The sequence below is a fragment of the Desulfovibrio sp. genome (assembly GCF_019424165.1).
Lineage (GTDB): Bacteria > Desulfobacterota > Desulfovibrionia > Desulfovibrionales > Desulfovibrionaceae > Desulfovibrio.
On the sequence record NZ_JAHZAA010000001.1, the window covers coordinates 76,289 to 91,701 of the forward strand.

At 57.4% G+C, this 15,413-nt stretch carries 10 protein-coding genes; 8 read left to right on the forward strand and 2 right to left on the reverse strand.

Translation table 11 applies throughout. From position 1 onward, the window contains the following. The first annotated feature begins 99 nt into the window (after positions 1 to 99). Complete coding sequence (gene larB, locus QZ377_RS00280) at positions 100 to 888, forward strand: nickel pincer cofactor biosynthesis protein LarB (protein WP_291438486.1); 789 nt, start codon at positions 100 to 102, stop codon at positions 886 to 888. A gap of 539 nt (positions 889 to 1,427) precedes the next feature. Here larB and QZ377_RS00285 read toward each other — a convergent pair. Together QZ377_RS00285 and QZ377_RS00290 are read right to left on the reverse strand one after the other, a co-directional pair. Beyond that, a complete protein-coding gene (locus tag QZ377_RS00285; protein ID WP_291438487.1) occupies positions 1,428 to 1,652 on the reverse strand; it encodes a hypothetical protein in 225 nt (74 codons plus the stop codon). A gap of 30 nt (positions 1,653 to 1,682) precedes the next feature. Beyond that, the gene (locus tag QZ377_RS00290; RefSeq protein ID WP_291438489.1) at positions 1,683 to 3,179 is read right to left on the reverse strand and encodes a M23 family metallopeptidase; all 1,497 of its coding nucleotides are present in this window, start codon (positions 3,177 to 3,179) and stop codon (positions 1,683 to 1,685) included. 480 nt (positions 3,180 to 3,659) lie between these two features. Here QZ377_RS00290 and QZ377_RS00295 point away from each other — a divergent pair, with 480 nt between their 5' ends. The 7 genes from QZ377_RS00295 to hisS all read left to right on the forward strand — a co-directional run bounded on the left by QZ377_RS00295 (position 3,660) and on the right by hisS (position 15,413). Beyond that, on the forward strand, positions 3,660 to 5,033 hold the full coding sequence (locus QZ377_RS00295; protein WP_291438491.1) for a DnaA/Hda family protein: 1,374 nt from the start codon (positions 3,660 to 3,662) through the stop codon (positions 5,031 to 5,033). Positions 5,034 to 5,181: 148 nt separating this feature from the next. Then, entirely contained in the window at positions 5,182 to 6,336 is a 1,155-nt protein-coding gene (dnaN, locus tag QZ377_RS00300; RefSeq protein WP_291438493.1) for a DNA polymerase III subunit beta, read from the forward strand. After that, positions 6,336 to 8,741 (forward strand): DNA topoisomerase (ATP-hydrolyzing) subunit B, encoded by a 2,406-nt coding sequence (gene gyrB / locus QZ377_RS00305; RefSeq protein ID WP_291438494.1) that lies wholly within the window; start codon positions 6,336 to 6,338, stop codon positions 8,739 to 8,741. Before dnaN ends, gyrB begins: the two co-directional genes overlap by 1 nt. 274 nt (positions 8,742 to 9,015) lie before the next feature. Further along, a complete protein-coding gene (gene gyrA, locus QZ377_RS00310; protein WP_291438495.1) occupies positions 9,016 to 11,574 on the forward strand; it encodes a DNA gyrase subunit A in 2,559 nt (852 codons plus the stop codon). Between the two features lie 14 nt (positions 11,575 to 11,588). Then, positions 11,589 to 12,503, forward strand: coding sequence for a hypothetical protein (locus QZ377_RS00315; protein ID WP_291438497.1), 915 nt, complete (start codon positions 11,589 to 11,591; stop codon positions 12,501 to 12,503). A 5-nt stretch (positions 12,504 to 12,508) separates the two neighbouring features. Then, positions 12,509 to 13,912, forward strand: a complete 1,404-nt coding sequence (gene purF, locus QZ377_RS00320; RefSeq protein ID WP_291438499.1) for an amidophosphoribosyltransferase — start codon at positions 12,509 to 12,511, stop codon at positions 13,910 to 13,912. Positions 13,913 to 14,162: 250 nt separating this feature from the next. Further along, the gene (hisS, locus tag QZ377_RS00325) at positions 14,163 to 15,413 is read left to right on the forward strand and encodes a histidine--tRNA ligase (protein WP_291438501.1); all 1,251 of its coding nucleotides are present in this window, start codon (positions 14,163 to 14,165) and stop codon (positions 15,411 to 15,413) included.

Consider the following 15,413-nt stretch of genomic DNA (forward strand, 5'->3'; position numbering starts at 1 on the left):
CCGGCATGACGTGACAAACACGCTTTCACGGCCGCAGCCGACGGGTTTTAACGGCATGCCCGCTGCTGACAAATACACTTGCCTGCCGTATAAAAAGGCATGTCCAATCCTCACATCCTGCACATCCTTTCTGAAATTGCCGCAGGCCGCATGCGGCCCGAAACAGCTCTTGAACTTCTGGGCGCGCAAACAGTGTGCGATACCCTGAACGGCCTGACCCTGGATACACAGCGCGGGCTGCGCACCAGCCTTGGTGAAGTTGTCCTGGCGCAGGGCAAAAGTGATCAGGCGCTGGTGGCCGCTGTTGGCGGCCTTGCCGGGCATAGCCCTGTTCTGGCCAGCAGGGTCAGCCAGGCACAGGCGGTCCTGCTGGAAAAACATTTTCCCACGGGCCGGTACTGGCCTTTGGCGCGTCTGTTTTCAGTGGGCGGCGCGCCGGGTTTTGCGCAGGCCATGCAGGCCCCCTGGCCGCAAAAAGGCGACGCGCTGGTGGTCACCGCCGGGGCAGCGGATATCCCCGTGGCCCTTGAGGCTTACGCCACTCTGGCTTTCTGGGGCAAAAGCTGTGGTCTTATCACCGACGTGGGCGTTGCGGGCCTGCACAGGCTTACTCCCCATACGGAAGCGCTGCGCGCCGCCAGCGTCATCATTGCCGTGGCAGGAATGGAAGGTGCTTTGCCGGGCGTACTGGCAGGTCTTGTATCCTGCCCCGTACTGGCCGTACCCGTCTCTGTGGGCTACGGCGTCGCATCGGGCGGCTTTGCGGCCCTTGCCACCATGCTTGCCACCTGCGTGCCGGGTGTGGCTGTTCTTAATATCGACAACGGCTTTGGCGCCGCAGCCTTTGCGGCAAAAATGCTGCATCGGGAGCAGCCTGAACAAAGCTGAACAGAAAAAACAGGCCACGCCTGAAAGATTCATGCTGCCAAAAATGGCGGCATGAATTTTTTTATGCTGCCGAAAAAAGCGTTTTTGTTCCTTTCTTCATTAACTAATTTGAATATATTGTTTTTTTAGTAACAATCCTCTTTGTTCCCGTGCATGTGCGCAAAGCAGACAAGCGAAAGTATGCCTTGCCTGCGCAGCCTGTCCTGCACATGCAACGGGCCGACAAGCCGAAAAGAGCCGCACAGGCCCGCCGGACATCAGCCCTCAAATGAAGGGCAAGCGCAGCAGCCGTACAGGGCTTTCAAGCGACCCCTCCAATGCAAACAGGCAAAGCGGCTTCAGAAGCCACATGTACTTTCTCAGCATGGTGCTGGCCTGCTGTGATGAAACACAGGGGAAACAGCCTGCTCCATCCCCGTCGGAACAATTTCACCTGCAGGCAACTCTGAAAACAAAAAATACGGGCAAGCCACAACGCGCTTGCCCGTATGCTGATATAATCTGGTATACAACGAGTTCAGAACAACAAGGTGCGGGCCTTATGCCCACCCTCCGGTAACAGCCCCGATCCCCAGCATGTTGGCGGCTGCCATGCGCCACTGCGTCTGCATGAACGAACTGGCGCTGTCCGCTGACTGAAGCTGGTCAATGGCGGCGGTAATGTCATTGATAACAGAAGGCAGGTAAGCAATGACATCAGTGGTATCGGGCGGGGTATTCTGGGCGACCAGGGTAATGCCCGAAAGTGGCTGAAAGTACATCATGACAGCCCTCCTTGCGAGAGCGGCGTTACTTCAGCGCCGCCCCTTTTTGGCGGGTTTGCTTTTTTCTTTTTCCGCGGGCTTTTCAGGCGCGGGAATGGGATTATCAGGCACTATGCTGCCCGGCTCATAGTCAGAAAGAGCTTTTTCTCCGTTAAGATAGGCCAGCTCAAGAGCCACAATTTTTTCAAATTCGGCCATGGCCTTTTTGGACACCGGCTCGCCGCGCGGGTTGATGGCCTTTGCCGGGTCAATAAACTTGCCGTTCTGACGCAGGCGAAAATCCAGATGCGGGCCGGTAGCCAGACCGGTGCTGCCCACAAAACCGATAACCTGCCCCTGGCGCACACGCTGCCCCTTGGCAAGGCCGCGCGCATACCCTGAAAGGTGCGCGTACATGGATTCCAGCCCGGCAGTATGCTTGACGATAATCTGGTTGCCATAGCCCCCGGCCCAGGCGCGCTGTGTCACAACCCCGTCACCCACAGCCTTGACCGGAGTACCTGTAGGCGCGGCATAGTCCACGCCGTGGTGGGCGCGTCTGTAATTCAATATGGGGTGCAAACGGCTGTTTGTAAAGCGCGAGGTGATACGCGTAAAGGCCAGAGGAGCCTGCAACAGGGTCTTACGCAGGCTTTCGCCCTTGCGGTTATAATATTCGGCCCTTTTGCCGTCCCGGAACATATAGGCTTCGTAGGTCTTGCCCTTATTGGTGAAGTGGGCGGCAAGAATACGGCCATAGCCCTTGTATTCGCCCTCGCGGTAGCGTTTTTCCACCAGCACGGCAAATGAGTCGCCCTGTTGCAGATCACGGATAAAGTTTACTTCCGCGCCAAAAAGGTCTGCCAGTTTGAGGGCCATTTGCGGGCTTTCGCCCATATCCGCCACAGCCTGAAAAAGATTGTCGTTGATGGTTCCCGCAACAGAATCCAGCAGTACAACGTATTCAATGGGTTCCAGCCTGGCGGCGGGGGCGTCCGTACCTTCGACCACAAGACGGTGATGGCTGTCTATCTCGTATTCAAAGCGTTTGACCTTGCCGGATTCCGTATCTGTAACCACAACATAGGGCTGTCCCTCACGGAAGGAGCGCATGGAAAAAACCTGACGCGCCGCACTGATATACTGGTGCGTTCCCTGCCCGCCGGAATTTTCAAGAACCTTGCTTACGGTATCGCCCCGTTCAAAAGTTCCGCGTACCACAGCCTCGCCGGGCGCTGCCCCGGCATCCGCCGCATCGGCGGCTGCGTCGGCGGCCAGGTCTGCACTGGTTGAATCGCTGGAGGGAGAAGAAGCGGAGGAAGAAGCTGGTTCGCCGGAGCCGGCGGAATTGTTTTCTGGGTTCTGGAGTGATGGATCGCCCTGGGAGCCGTCATGTTCCTGCGTTTTTTCGCTATCCGGAACTGTCGTCTGCTCCTGCGCGGATTCCGGCCCGCTAACGGCCGAAAGACCGGGCAATCCCGCATGGCGGGCCACAACAAAACCCAGCACCGCCAACAGCAAGACCCCTGCCAACCATAGTCTTTTCATCTTTGATCCCATGAGGAGCTTATACGCATGGGCAAGGGCCTTGTCCAGTTCAACGCTCAGGCCCCCGGTACGCGCACGTTTTTTCCCATTTGCCAGTCCCTTCGCGCGTCATGCTTGCCATGGCCTTCTGCCTGCCGCATATCCCCGGGCGGACATGAAAATGCCGTTTCAACCAGCGGGTACAGCCCGCGCCAAAAGCAGGGCATGGGCAAGGCCCTGCCGCCCTATGCCTCTCTGCATAAAACTGTCTGTTCAATGCGACCCCAGAAAAGCAGCCTGCGGCACAGTGTTTTCCACAGGCATCCACAGGAAGCAGTATTTGCGGGCAATGGCGGCCCTCTTGTTTGAAATCAAGTTTTATGCTACGAGTATCTCTTGTTCCTGTGCGGCCGGGGCCGCGAAAATCGAGCCTCATGCCGAACCTGCGGGCAGAGCCTTTATCCACAGGGCGCGCCCTGCGAGGCCAATGAATCGTATATTATGCTGAAAAAAGAATTGCGGGAAATACTGGCGGAAAATCGGGCCACAGCAGGAGAAACCTGGCTGGAGAGCCTCACCCTGCGCCAGGAAGAAAACACCCTGAGGGTGGTTTTTCCGCACATGTATTTCGCCGACTGGTTCAGTCTGCACCGGCGCGCTGCCTTTGAAGATGCGCTGCGAAAGCACTTTACACGTCTGCACGAAGATTCCGTGCCAAGGATCGTTTACGAAAGCGCCACTCCTGGCGCTTTCACCGCCAGGAATCTGCCGCAGCCCGTCAGCCCGCCCCCCGGGCCTGACTGCCGCAGCAACATAACGGCTGAAGCGAAAGACCCCTTTGCAGATTTCATCTGTAACGACAAAAACGCTTTTCCTCTGGCAACAGCCAGAGAGCTGGCCGCCGACACCACATCCACGGCCTATAACCCTTTTCTGGTCTGCGGGCGCAGCGGCACAGGCAAAAGCCGCCTTCTTCAGGCCATGACATCCGTGATGTCCCGCACCGCCGATCCCGCCCGCATGATATGCTCCAGCGCCGCCCGTTTCTGCTCTGAACATCTTGTGTGGGCCAGAAGACCGGAACTGTTCTGGCTGCGCTATGACGTACTTGTTCTGGATGATATTCAGGACCTCGCCGGGCATGACGCCTGGCAACGCAAGATTATAACCATTATGGATACCTGCCCCGGCAGGCAGAAAAGCTCCCCGGATATTTCCCCCCGGGAAGAAACCCCACCCGCGGGTGAACAGGCACACAGAGCCGCCCCGCGCATGATTTTTGCCTGCTCCGGCCAGCCGCAGGCCCTGAAAGCGCTTGACGAACGCCTGCGTTCACGCCTTGAAAGCGGGCTTGTGGTCGAGCTTATGGAGCCGGACCTGGACGTCCGGCTGCGCTACCTGCAGACCATGTGCAAGGAACGGCACCTGCCCCTGACGCGTGAACAACTGCTTTTTCTGGCCCAGCGCTGTTCGCAGTTCCGGCTTTTGCAGGGCCTCATGCTCAAGGTGGGGGCGTATTGCGCTGTAAAAGGCAATAACCTTACGCAGTCTGACATGGAAAATATCGTGCGTACCGGAGTGGCGGAAAAAATGCCCGGCTGCCGGGAAATTCTGGGTGAAGTAGCCAGAAGGCTCAACCTGAGGCCCGAAGACGTGCTGGGTGCCAAACGCCGCCCGGACCTCGTGCTGGCACGGCAGGTGTCCATGTATATATGCCGCCGGAAACTGGGACTTTCCTACCCGGAACTTGGCCGTGCTTTTGGCGGACGTGACCATAGTACAGTCATATATGCCATTAATAAGATTAAGAAATTGCTGGTTAGTAACAAAAGTGTGCACCAACTGGTGACAGAGATTGAAATGAAAACACCCTGACCTCGTAAATCAGGGTAAAAGCTTTTGGGCTGTTACCGGTGTTCTCATAAAACACGTCGGGCTGTTCCATAAAAAATTCAATCTTTACAGGGCGTTTAAGCCGATACGAACATAGAAACACTGCCAATAATAGTTAAGGAAAGAATGTATGAAACTTACTGTTAATAAAGAGCAGATCATCGAAGGGCTGTTGAAGGCTGTTGCCATTATTCCCGCCAAGGCAGGGGCGCAGTATCTGCGCTCCATCTGGCTCAAGGCGGAAGACGGCGGCCTTTCGGTCATGTCCACTGATGCCAACATCGAGTTTACGGGGCGCTATCAGGCAGAAGTGGCGCAACCTGGACTCATCGGTGTACAGGGCAGGGCCTTTGTGGATCTGGTACGCCAATTGCCCTCGGGCGTGCTGCACCTTTCCCTTGACGAGGCTTCGGGCAACCTGCTGGTGGAGCAGGGTCGCCGTACGTACAAACTGCCTGTGAGCGGCGCCGAGTGGTTTCAGAACTTTTCCAGCTTTCCTGAAGAGAACACGGTGACCTGGTCTGGTGACTTTCTTCAGGACCTTCTGGACAAGGTGGCCTTTTGTATCAGCGATGACGATGCAATGGACGCCATCTCCTGCCTGTGTATGATGCCCAAGGGCAATGGGCGCATAGACGTCTGCGGGCTTAACGGCCACCAGTTTGCTCTTGTTTCCTTTACGCACGACGAACTTGCCGAACGCCTGCCTGAAGAGGGCATTCTCATCCAGAAAAAGTATCTTCAGGATATCAAGAAGTGGCTGGGCGTGGATGAGATTGAGCTGAGCATTACCGGCAAACGCCTGTACCTGCGCAACATGAGCAAGGCCGAGACCCTGAGCCTGCCCCGTGCCGCGCACCAATACCCGGACTACAGCATCTTCATGAGCAAGCTGGCCAGCGAAGACATGCACCCCATGACGCTTGACCGCAAGGAAGCCATGGAGGCCCTTGGCCGTATTCTTATTTTCAATACAGAAAGCGACCGCTGCACCTATATGGACCTTTCCTCCGGCGAAGCCCTGCTTTCTGCCCAGGGGCAGGACGTTGGCTCGGCCAGCGAAAGCCTGGAAGTAACTTACGGCGGTGACATCAAGCGCATCGCCTTTCCCACCCGCAACCTTATGGACGTGCTGGCCCACTTTGTGTCGGCCAAGACAGACATGATGCTTACGGGCGCTGAAGGCCCCTGCGGCATACGCGGGGCCGATGATCCGGACTACACCGTTATCATCATGCCCATGAAGGTTTCGGAAACGACATATTATAGCGAGGAAGACGTTTAATGGCTCTCCAAAACCCCGTCGACGGCGGCTACACCGCTTCTTCCATCACCATTCTGGAAGGGCTTTCGGCTGTTCGCAAGCGCCCGGCCATGTATATCGGCTCAACGGACGCGCGCGGCCTGCACCATCTCGTTTACGAAGTGGTGGATAACTCCATTGACGAGGCCATGGCGGGGTTTTGCACGCGCATCACCGTCATTCTGCATGCCGACAACAGCGTTACCGTGCGTGACGATGGCCGCGGCATTCCCGTTGATATCCACCCCAAGGAAGGCGTGCCTGCCGTTCAGGTAGTCATGACCAAGCTGCATGCCGGCGGCAAGTTTGACAACACAAGCTACAAGGTTTCCGGCGGCCTGCACGGCGTGGGCGTGTCCTGCGTTAACGCGCTTTCCGAAGAGCTGACAGTCACTGTGCGCCGTGACGGCAAGCGGTACCGGCAGCGTTATTCCCGTGGGCTGCCGCAGGATGAGCTGACTGTCATTGGTGAAGGCGTGGACGGCCACGGCACTACCGTGCGCTTCAAGCCTGACGAGGAAATTTTTGAGGTTTCCGAATTTTCTTACGACACGCTGAAAAAACGCTTTGAAGAGCTGGCCTATCTCAACAAGGGCCTGTTTATCGAATGCATTGACGAGCGCATCGGCGAAACCCACGTATTTCACGCTGAAGGTGGCATACGTCAGTTTGTGGGCGATCTTAATTCCGGCGAGCAGGGCATCCATTCCATTGTCTTCGGTGAAGGCTTCGTGGACAATATTACTGTGGATTTTGCCCTGCAATATAATGCCGGCTACAAGGAAAATATCCTCACTTTCGCCAACAATATCCGCACCAAGGAAGGCGGAACCCACCTCGTGGGCTTTCGCACGGCCCTTACCCGCGCCATCAACGGCTATATCAAGGGTCAGGCCGACCTTGTCAAAAAGATGAAGAACACAACCCTTTCCGGCGACGACGTGCGCGAAGGGCTTACGGCTGTCGTCAGCGTCAAGCTGCCGCAGCCGCAGTTTGAAGGGCAGACCAAGACCAAGCTTGGCAACAGTGAAGTGGCCGGTCTTGTGGCCGGCGTGGTGTATGACCGCCTGAATGTCTATTTTGAAGAAAATCCCAAGGACATCAGGATGATCATCGAAAAGGCCGTGGACGCCGCCCGCGCCCGCGATGCCGCACGTCGCGCCAAGGAACTGGTACGCCGCAAGGGCGCACTTTCTGACAACGCCCTGCCCGGAAAGCTGGCGGACTGCCAGAGCAAGGATCCTTCGGAATCCGAACTGTTCATCGTGGAAGGTGACTCGGCCGGCGGTTCCGCCAAGCAGGGGCGCAATCCCAAAAATCAGGCCATCCTGCCCCTGCGCGGCAAGATCCTGAACACAGAACGCACCCGTTTTGACAAAATGCTTGCCAACAAGGAAGTAAAGGCCCTTATTACGGCCATGGGCGCGGGCATTGGCGAAGACGACACCGACCTTGAAAAGTTGCGCTATCACAAGATCATCATCATGACAGACGCCGACGTGGACGGCGCGCACATCCGCACCCTGCTGCTGACCTTCTTTTTCCGTCAGTATCAGGAAATGGTGGAGCGCGGCTTTGTCTACATCGCCCAGCCGCCGCTGTACCGCGTCCACAATTCGCGCATGGAAAAATTCATCAAGGACGATGTGGAGCTGAACAGCTTTCTGCTTTCGCGCGTCAGCGAAGATGTCACGGTAATAGCGACCAACGGCAAGGAATACACGGGTACGGCCCTCAGCAGCCTTGTGGAGCGCATTGAAACTCTTGAATTGCGCCTTGACGATGCTGAAATGACCGGAACCCCGCGTGATCTTTTTCTGGCGCTCACCACGTATCCCGAACAGGTGGATGCGGCCATGCTTGAGCGGCAGGACGCCGGGCTTACAGAATGGCTTAACGAGCGCGGCTATATGCTCACGCTGGAAAGCGAGCAGAGCGAAGATGGTGAAGAGCGTCTGTTTGCCATTTTCGAGAATACCGGGGGCCACCAGTCTCGACGCGGCATGGAGTTTTTTGCCTCGCGTCTGTACCGCATGACCTGGCAGCTTTTTTCCGAGCTGCGTGAGGAATGCGGCGGCCTGGATCTTGTCATGCGGCGCAAGGACGGCGAAACGCCCGCACAAAACCTGTTTGATCTCATGCGCATGGTGCTGGACGAAGCCCGCAGGGGCATCAATATCCAGCGTTACAAGGGCCTGGGTGAAATGAACCCCGAGCAGCTCTGGGTAACCACTATGAATCCGGAAAACCGCATTCTGCTTCAGGTTTCTGTGGACGACGCCAACGAGGCTTCGGATGCATTCATGGAACTTATGGGAGACCGCGTGGAGCCGCGCCGCGAATTTATCGAGCGCAACGCCCTGGCTGTACACGATCTGGATATTTAGGAAGGTTTTTTTGGGTAAAGCAGGGATGTGGAGCCGTTAGCTCCGCTGTTCGCGTGCCGGCCGCCTTGCGGTCAGCGAGTATCCTGCCGGAGAATGCCGTACGGCAGTCTGAAAAGAACCCTTTCCCGGGGCATCCCAAAAAACTTTTATAGGGAGTGGCATGAACAGTTAAGGCAGTTCCGTACGGAACTTCGGGGGGCATGGCCCCCTGAACCGCCGCAGACCGTTCGCATCCACCCAACATCATTACTTAGCGAGGCCAGCAGTGGCAGAAATGCAGCAGCCGCAGATAAGCATAGAAACTGAACTCCGCAAGTCGTACCTGGAGTATTCCCTTTCGGTCATCATTGGCCGCGCCATCCCTGACGCCCGTGACGGTCTCAAGCCCGTACACAGGCGCATCATGTTTGCGCAGTACGAGCTTGCCAATAACTACAACCGTCCGCACAAAAAGTCCGCCCGCATCGTCGGTGACGTGATCGGTAAGTATCACCCGCACGGCGATTCGGCGGTGTATGATGCTCTGGTGCGTCTTGCGCAGGATTTTTCCATGCGCGATCCCCTGGTGGACGGGCAGGGTAACTTCGGCTCCATCGACGGCGACGCTCCGGCGGCCATGCGTTACACCGAAGTGCGTATGTCCAAGCTGGCCCAGGAATTTCTGGGCGACCTGGACAAGAATACGGTGGACTTTCGCCCCAACTACGACAATACCTTGCAGGAACCCACGGTTATGCCCAGCAAGGTTCCCAACCTGCTGCTCAACGGCAGCTCGGGTATTGCCGTGGGCATGGCCACCAACATTCCGCCCCATAACCTGGGCGAACTGTGTGATGCCCTGCAACTGCTTCTGGATGAACCCCAGTGCAGCATTGACGATCTTATGGAGCATGTGAAAGGCCCGGACTTCCCCACCAGCGGCTATGTTTACGCTGGCAAGGGGCTGTACGACGCCTACCACACCGGACGCGGCACGGTGAAAGTGCGCGGACGCATGGAAATCGAGGACCGCAAGAAAAGCGCGCAGTCCATCATCATCAGGGAAATTCCCTATGGGCTGAACAAGTCTTCTCTGGTGGAAAAGATCGCGGCCCTGGTCAATGACCGCAAGATTGACGGCATCACCGACCTGCGCGACGAATCCGACCGCAGGGGCATCCGCGTTGTCATCGATCTCAAGCGGGGGACCATTCCCGAGATCGTCATCAACGCGCTGTACAAATTCACGCCGCTGGAATCGAGCTTCGGCATCAATATGCTGGCCGTGGTGGACAACCGCCCGCAGCTTTTGAACCTCAAAAGCGCGTTGACCTGCTTTGTGGATCACAGGCGCGAAGTGGTCATCCGCCGTACCCGCTATGATCTTGAAAAAGCCGAGGCCCGCGCCCATATTCTTGAAGGCCTGCGCGTTGCCATTGACAATATTGACGAGGTGGTGGCTCTTATCCGCGCTTCGGCCAGCCCGGACGAAGCCCGCGCTGCCCTTATAAAGCGCTTTGAACTTTCCGAGCTTCAGGCCAAGGCCATTCTTGAAATGCGTTTGCAGCGCCTCACGGGCCTGCAACGTGAAGAACTCATGGCCGAGTACAAGGACCTTCTGCAAAAGATCGAATTTTACCGTTCGATTCTTGAAAATGTCGAAGTGCTGCGCGGCGAACTCAAGCGCGAAATCCGCGAAATCCGCGAAACGTTCGCCACGCCGCGCCGTACAGAAGTGCTGCGTGAAGCTCTTACCGACATTGATATTGAAGACCTCATTCCTGATGAAGATGTGGTCATCACCCTGTCGCGTCGCGGTTATATGAAGCGCACCGGGCTTGAAAACTACCAGCAGCAGAAGCGCGGGGGCAAGGGCATCGCTGCCCTGTACACCTCTGACGATGACTATGTGCAGGAGTTTTTGAGCACCACCAACCATCAGTTCCTGTGCCTCTTCACCAACAAGGGCCGCATGCACCAGCTCAAGGTGCATCAGGTTCCTGAAGGCAGCCGTACGGCCAAGGGCGTGCACATCAACAATCTGCTGCCTCTTGAAGAAGGCGAATGGGTCACCACGGTGCTTGCCCTGCGCGAATTTGCCGAAGACAAGTACTTCCTCTTTGTGACCAAGCGCGGCATGGTCAAGCGTTCTTCGGCCTCTCTGTATGCCCGTTGCCGCAAAACCGGCCTTATGGCCGTGGGCCTGCGCGAAGACGACGAGCTTGTGGTGGTGCGTCCCATACGCAATGACAGCCATATTGTGCTGGCCACGGCCGACGGCATAGCCATACGCTTTTCCTGCAGGGATGTGCGCCCCATGGGCCGCGTAGCTACGGGCGTCAAGGGCATTGCCCTGCGCAGGCAGGACTTTGTGGTGGCCGGGGTTATTGTGAAGGAAACGGACCTGACCACGGAAATCATGTCCATTTCCGCCAACGGCTTCGGCAAGCGGACCAGCATCGAGCTGTACCGCCTGCAGTCGCGGGGGGGCAAAGGCATCATCAACTTCAAGGTTACCGGCAAGACCGGGCCTGTGGTGGGCGCCATGCCCGTGCGGGATGATGACGGCCTTATTCTGCTCACTTCGTCCAACAAGATTGTGCGCATAGGCCTGGATGAAGTACGCAGCAAGGGCCGCGCCACCATGGGCGTGATGCTCGTACGTCTGGACGAGGGCGCGCATGTGGTGGGCTTTGACCGCGTGGACGAAGGCGGCCAGACCGGCCATGACCTGAGCGAAGACATGGACGAGGATGTGGTGCCGGAAGGCAGCGCGCCCGCGGTTCAGGAGACGCCCGCTTCCGCCCCTGCAGACATGGGTGGAGACAAGGGCGAGGCAGGCGAAGACGCCTGATATGGATCCGCATAATGTTTTTCACTGTTGAAAAACGTGGTTTCAGGGGGGCATTGCCCCCCTGTCCACCTGAAGGACGGCAACGTCCCTCGGGCGGACGCGGTTTTTCTCTTTTTCCCCTGGCTGGCCGTGCGCGCGGGCTTGCATTGGCCGTGGCTTTTTGTTTCTGTTTTGGCTTTGCGGGCTGCGACAGCCCGGTATTGCAGGGCGATGACCTTTCCCAGGCCAGGGAGGCTGTGGCGCAGCGCCAGTGGTCCCTTGCCGAAAGGCTGCTTGAGCGTTATCTGCGTGAGGCACAGGACAGCCAGAATGCGGACGACCGCTGGGAAGCCTGGCAGCAGTTGCTGCTGGTGGTCAACGCCGCGGGGCAAGAACCCCGCGCCAGCCTGGAATATCTTGAGACCATGCTGGAAGAATATATGGACGACGACGCCCGCAGCGCGGTCGTCCTGCGGCGCATGGCCGAGGTTAATGAAAGCCTGCATCGCCACGAGCGCGCCGTGGATTTATGGAACGCCTACATAGGGCTTGGCGGCCTTGGGCCGGAGCAGGTGCTTGAAGGGCATCGACGTCTGGCAGCCATGCAGTTCAGCCTGCGGCGTTTCGATGCCGGAGAGGACACGCTCCAGCAATGCCTGGGTCTGCCCCTGCCGGACCATGACAAGATCATGTGCATGTATGATCTTGCAGACCAGAATATGGCCCGGGAGCGCTGGCAGGACGTGGCCGATCTTTCGCAGCAGATACTGGACAGCGACCCTGACCAGAATTTGCGTGGGCTGGCCGGCTATCTGCTGGCTGATGCCCTGGAACAACTGGGCAAGGGCACGGAAGCCCTGAAACAATTTGAACTGGCGCGCGACGCATACCCCAATCCGTCGGTCATCGACAATCGCATTGCGCATTTGCGCAAAAAACTGAAGAAGTAAGGCTTATGATTAAGCACGAATGCGGTGTTTTCGGCATTTATGACCATGACGATGCTGCCCGTCTGGCCTATTTCGGCCTTTATGCCCAGCAGCACCGGGGACAGGAAAGCGCGGGCATAGTCACCTTTGACGGCAAGGCCGTCCACGAGCACAGGGGTATGGGTCTTGTACCCGACGTGTTTTCCGAAGCCGACCTTCAGTGCCTTGTGGGGCGTCATGCTGTGGGGCATGTGCGCTATTCCACCACTGGCAGCTCGTCCAGCGGCAACGCCCAGCCTTTTCTTGCCAATTACAAGGGCAGGGCCATTGCCTTGGCGCATAACGGCAACCTGGTCAACGCCGCCCAACTGCGCGAAGACCTGGAAAACGAAGGGGCCATTTTTTCTACCAGCAACGATACTGAAGTGTTCATGCACCTTCTGGTACGCGCCCTGCGCCACAATGATCTGCCCGGGGCCGTCAAAGAAGCCTGTTACAGGGTGCAGGGGGCCTATTGCCTTCTGGTCATGGCTGACGGCGTTATGGTGGCCGTGCGCGACCCTCACGGCTTTCATCCGCTTGCCTTTGGCCGCATGAACGGCAGCCCCGTCTTTGCCTCTGAAACCTGTGCCTTTGACCTGCTGGAAGCCGAGTTCGTGCGCACGGTGGAGCCGGGCGAAGTGGTGGTAGTGGAGGGCAACAGCGTGCGCAGTGAGCGCCTCATAGGCCCCATGCCCGAAAAGCCCGCCCAGTGCATTTTTGAGCTGATCTATTTTGCCCGGCCGGACTCGTATGTTTTTGACGAGCAGGTGTATCAGTGCCGTAAAAAAATGGGCTGGAATCTGGCTATGGAATCCGCGCCGGATGTGGATTTTGTCATGCCGTTTCCTGACTCGGGCATTTACCCGGCCCTGGGTTTCGCGCAGCGTTCGGGCCTGCCCTACGAGCATGCAATGATACGCAATCACTACGTGGGGCGCACGTTTATTCAGCCCTCGCAGAGCATGCGCAGCTTTGGCGTGCGGGTAAAGATCAATCCCGTTCGTGAAATGATAGAAGGAAAGCGTATCTGTATTATTGACGACAGTATTGTGCGCGGTACAACAATGATGACCCGTGTAAAAAAGCTGCGTGAACTGGGAGCAAAAGAGGTACATATACGTATTTCTTCGCCGCCGGTCATGTCGCCCTGTTATTACGGCATAGATTTTTCATCACGGGGTGAGCTTATTGCCGCGCAGCACAGTCTGGAAGAAATAAAACGCAAGCTGGATGTGGATTCCCTGCATTATCTGAGCATTGAAGGACTCATGGGTTCTGTAAGCAAACCCCAGCATTACTGCATGGCCTGCTTTACCGGAGAGTACCCCGTGCCTTGCGAGGAATGCGGCGACAAGTTTAAGCTTGAAGGCTCCTGCGGTTCACGCTAATTTCTGGCCCCAGGCCGAATTTCAGGGGTTGGGAACGCCGGGATGTTTTGATTTTGGGGATGTATATTCTCAAAGCTGTACGGCGCTCGCTGTGGCCTTAACAGCGCAGATACATAGCGCCGCGCTTCAGCCGCAAGCCTTTTGGTAACGGCTGAAACGGCGTCCGCATCTTCGCTGCGGACGCCTGCCTGTGCAGCGTCAGGGTACTTTCAAGGCGAAATTTTCTTATTGCGCCACTATTGAGGACGACATGAGTATTGCACGTATCAAGGGTTTTGCGGACATGTTCCCGCCGGACAGCGACATCTTTACCCGTATGGAAAATACCGCACGGGATATTTTCGGCCGCTACGGCTTTGTGGAACTGCGCACGCCGATAGTGGAGTTTACCGAGCTTTTTCAGCGCTCCATCGGTGAAGAAACCGATGTGGTGCAAAAAGAAATGTATACCTTTCCCGACCGCAAGGGCAGGTCGCTCACCCTGCGGCCCGAGGCCACGGCGGGCGTTATGCGCGCCTATATTGAAAGTGGCCTTGCCAACAGGGAGCCTGTCAGCCGCCTGTTCACCACAGGCCCCATGTTCCGCTACGAGCGGCCGCAAAAGGGCCGCATGCGGCAGTTCCACCAGATCAACTGCGAATGCCTGGGATCGCACAGCCCGTATGCCGATGCCGACCTTATCAGCATGCTGCTGCGTTTTCTTGATGCCCTGGGGCTGGAAGATCTGACCCTAAAGGTCAATTCCCTGGGCTGTTCGCAGTGCCGTCCAAAGTTCAAGGACGCACTGCTGGCCTATCTTGAAACCGTGGACAGCGCCGCCCTTTGCGCGGACTGCGCCCGCAGGGTGCACACCAATCCCTTGCGCGTGCTGGACTGCAAGCAGCCCGGTTGCCGGGCCATTACCGACGCGGCCCCGAAGCTGCTGGACTATAACTGTCCGGAGTGCAGGGCGCATTTTGACACGGTACTTGACCTGCTTAACGGCGAAAATCTGCCTTTCGAGCTTGACCACAGGCTTGTGCGCGGGCTTGACTACTATTGCCGCACCACCTTTGAGGTGGTAAGCGGCAGCATTGGCGCGCAGGCGGCGGTGGCGGGCGGCGGCCGTTATGACGGGCTTATCAAGAGCCTCGGCGGCCCTGATGCTCCCGGCGTGGGCTTTGCCGCCGGTATGGAGCGCCTGGCCCTCATGATGGGCGCCGGGGCGGCTGTTCCGGCTGATTTTTACCTTGTAGGCATGGATGCGCAGAGCAGGACGCAGGGCTATGCCCTGGCGCAAAGCCTGCGCGCCGCGGGCCTGCGGGGCGAGATGAGTTTCAGCGAGGCGGGTTTTAAAAGCCTTATGCGGCAGGCCGGAAAATCCGGCGCGCGTTATTGCCTCATCATGGGACCGGACGAAGCGGCCCAGAACACTGTGGTTGTAAAAAATCTGGAAAGCGGAGAACAGACCACTGTGCCGCAAGCCCAGGCACTACACATTTTGCAAACGGGAACCAACTAA

Bases quoted from the DNA above. Each gene is read 5' to 3' on its own strand.
- larB (WP_291438486.1), top strand. From the start codon at position 100: ATGTCCAATCCTCACATCCTGCACATCCTTTCTGAAATTGCCGCAGGC.
- QZ377_RS00285 (WP_291438487.1), bottom strand. From the start codon at position 1,652: ATGATGTACTTTCAGCCACTTTCGGGCATTACCCTGGTCGCCCAGAAT.
- QZ377_RS00290 (WP_291438489.1), bottom strand. From the start codon at position 3,179: ATGAAAAGACTATGGTTGGCAGGGGTCTTGCTGTTGGCGGTGCTGGGT.
- QZ377_RS00295 (WP_291438491.1), top strand. From the start codon at position 3,660: ATGCTGAAAAAAGAATTGCGGGAAATACTGGCGGAAAATCGGGCCACA.
- dnaN (WP_291438493.1), top strand. From the start codon at position 5,182: ATGAAACTTACTGTTAATAAAGAGCAGATCATCGAAGGGCTGTTGAAG.
- gyrB (WP_291438494.1), top strand. From the start codon at position 6,336: ATGGCTCTCCAAAACCCCGTCGACGGCGGCTACACCGCTTCTTCCATC.
- gyrA (WP_291438495.1), top strand. From the start codon at position 9,016: ATGCAGCAGCCGCAGATAAGCATAGAAACTGAACTCCGCAAGTCGTAC.
- QZ377_RS00315 (WP_291438497.1), top strand. From the start codon at position 11,589: ATGTTTTTCACTGTTGAAAAACGTGGTTTCAGGGGGGCATTGCCCCCC.
- purF (WP_291438499.1), top strand. From the start codon at position 12,509: ATGATTAAGCACGAATGCGGTGTTTTCGGCATTTATGACCATGACGAT.
- hisS (WP_291438501.1), top strand. From the start codon at position 14,163: ATGAGTATTGCACGTATCAAGGGTTTTGCGGACATGTTCCCGCCGGAC.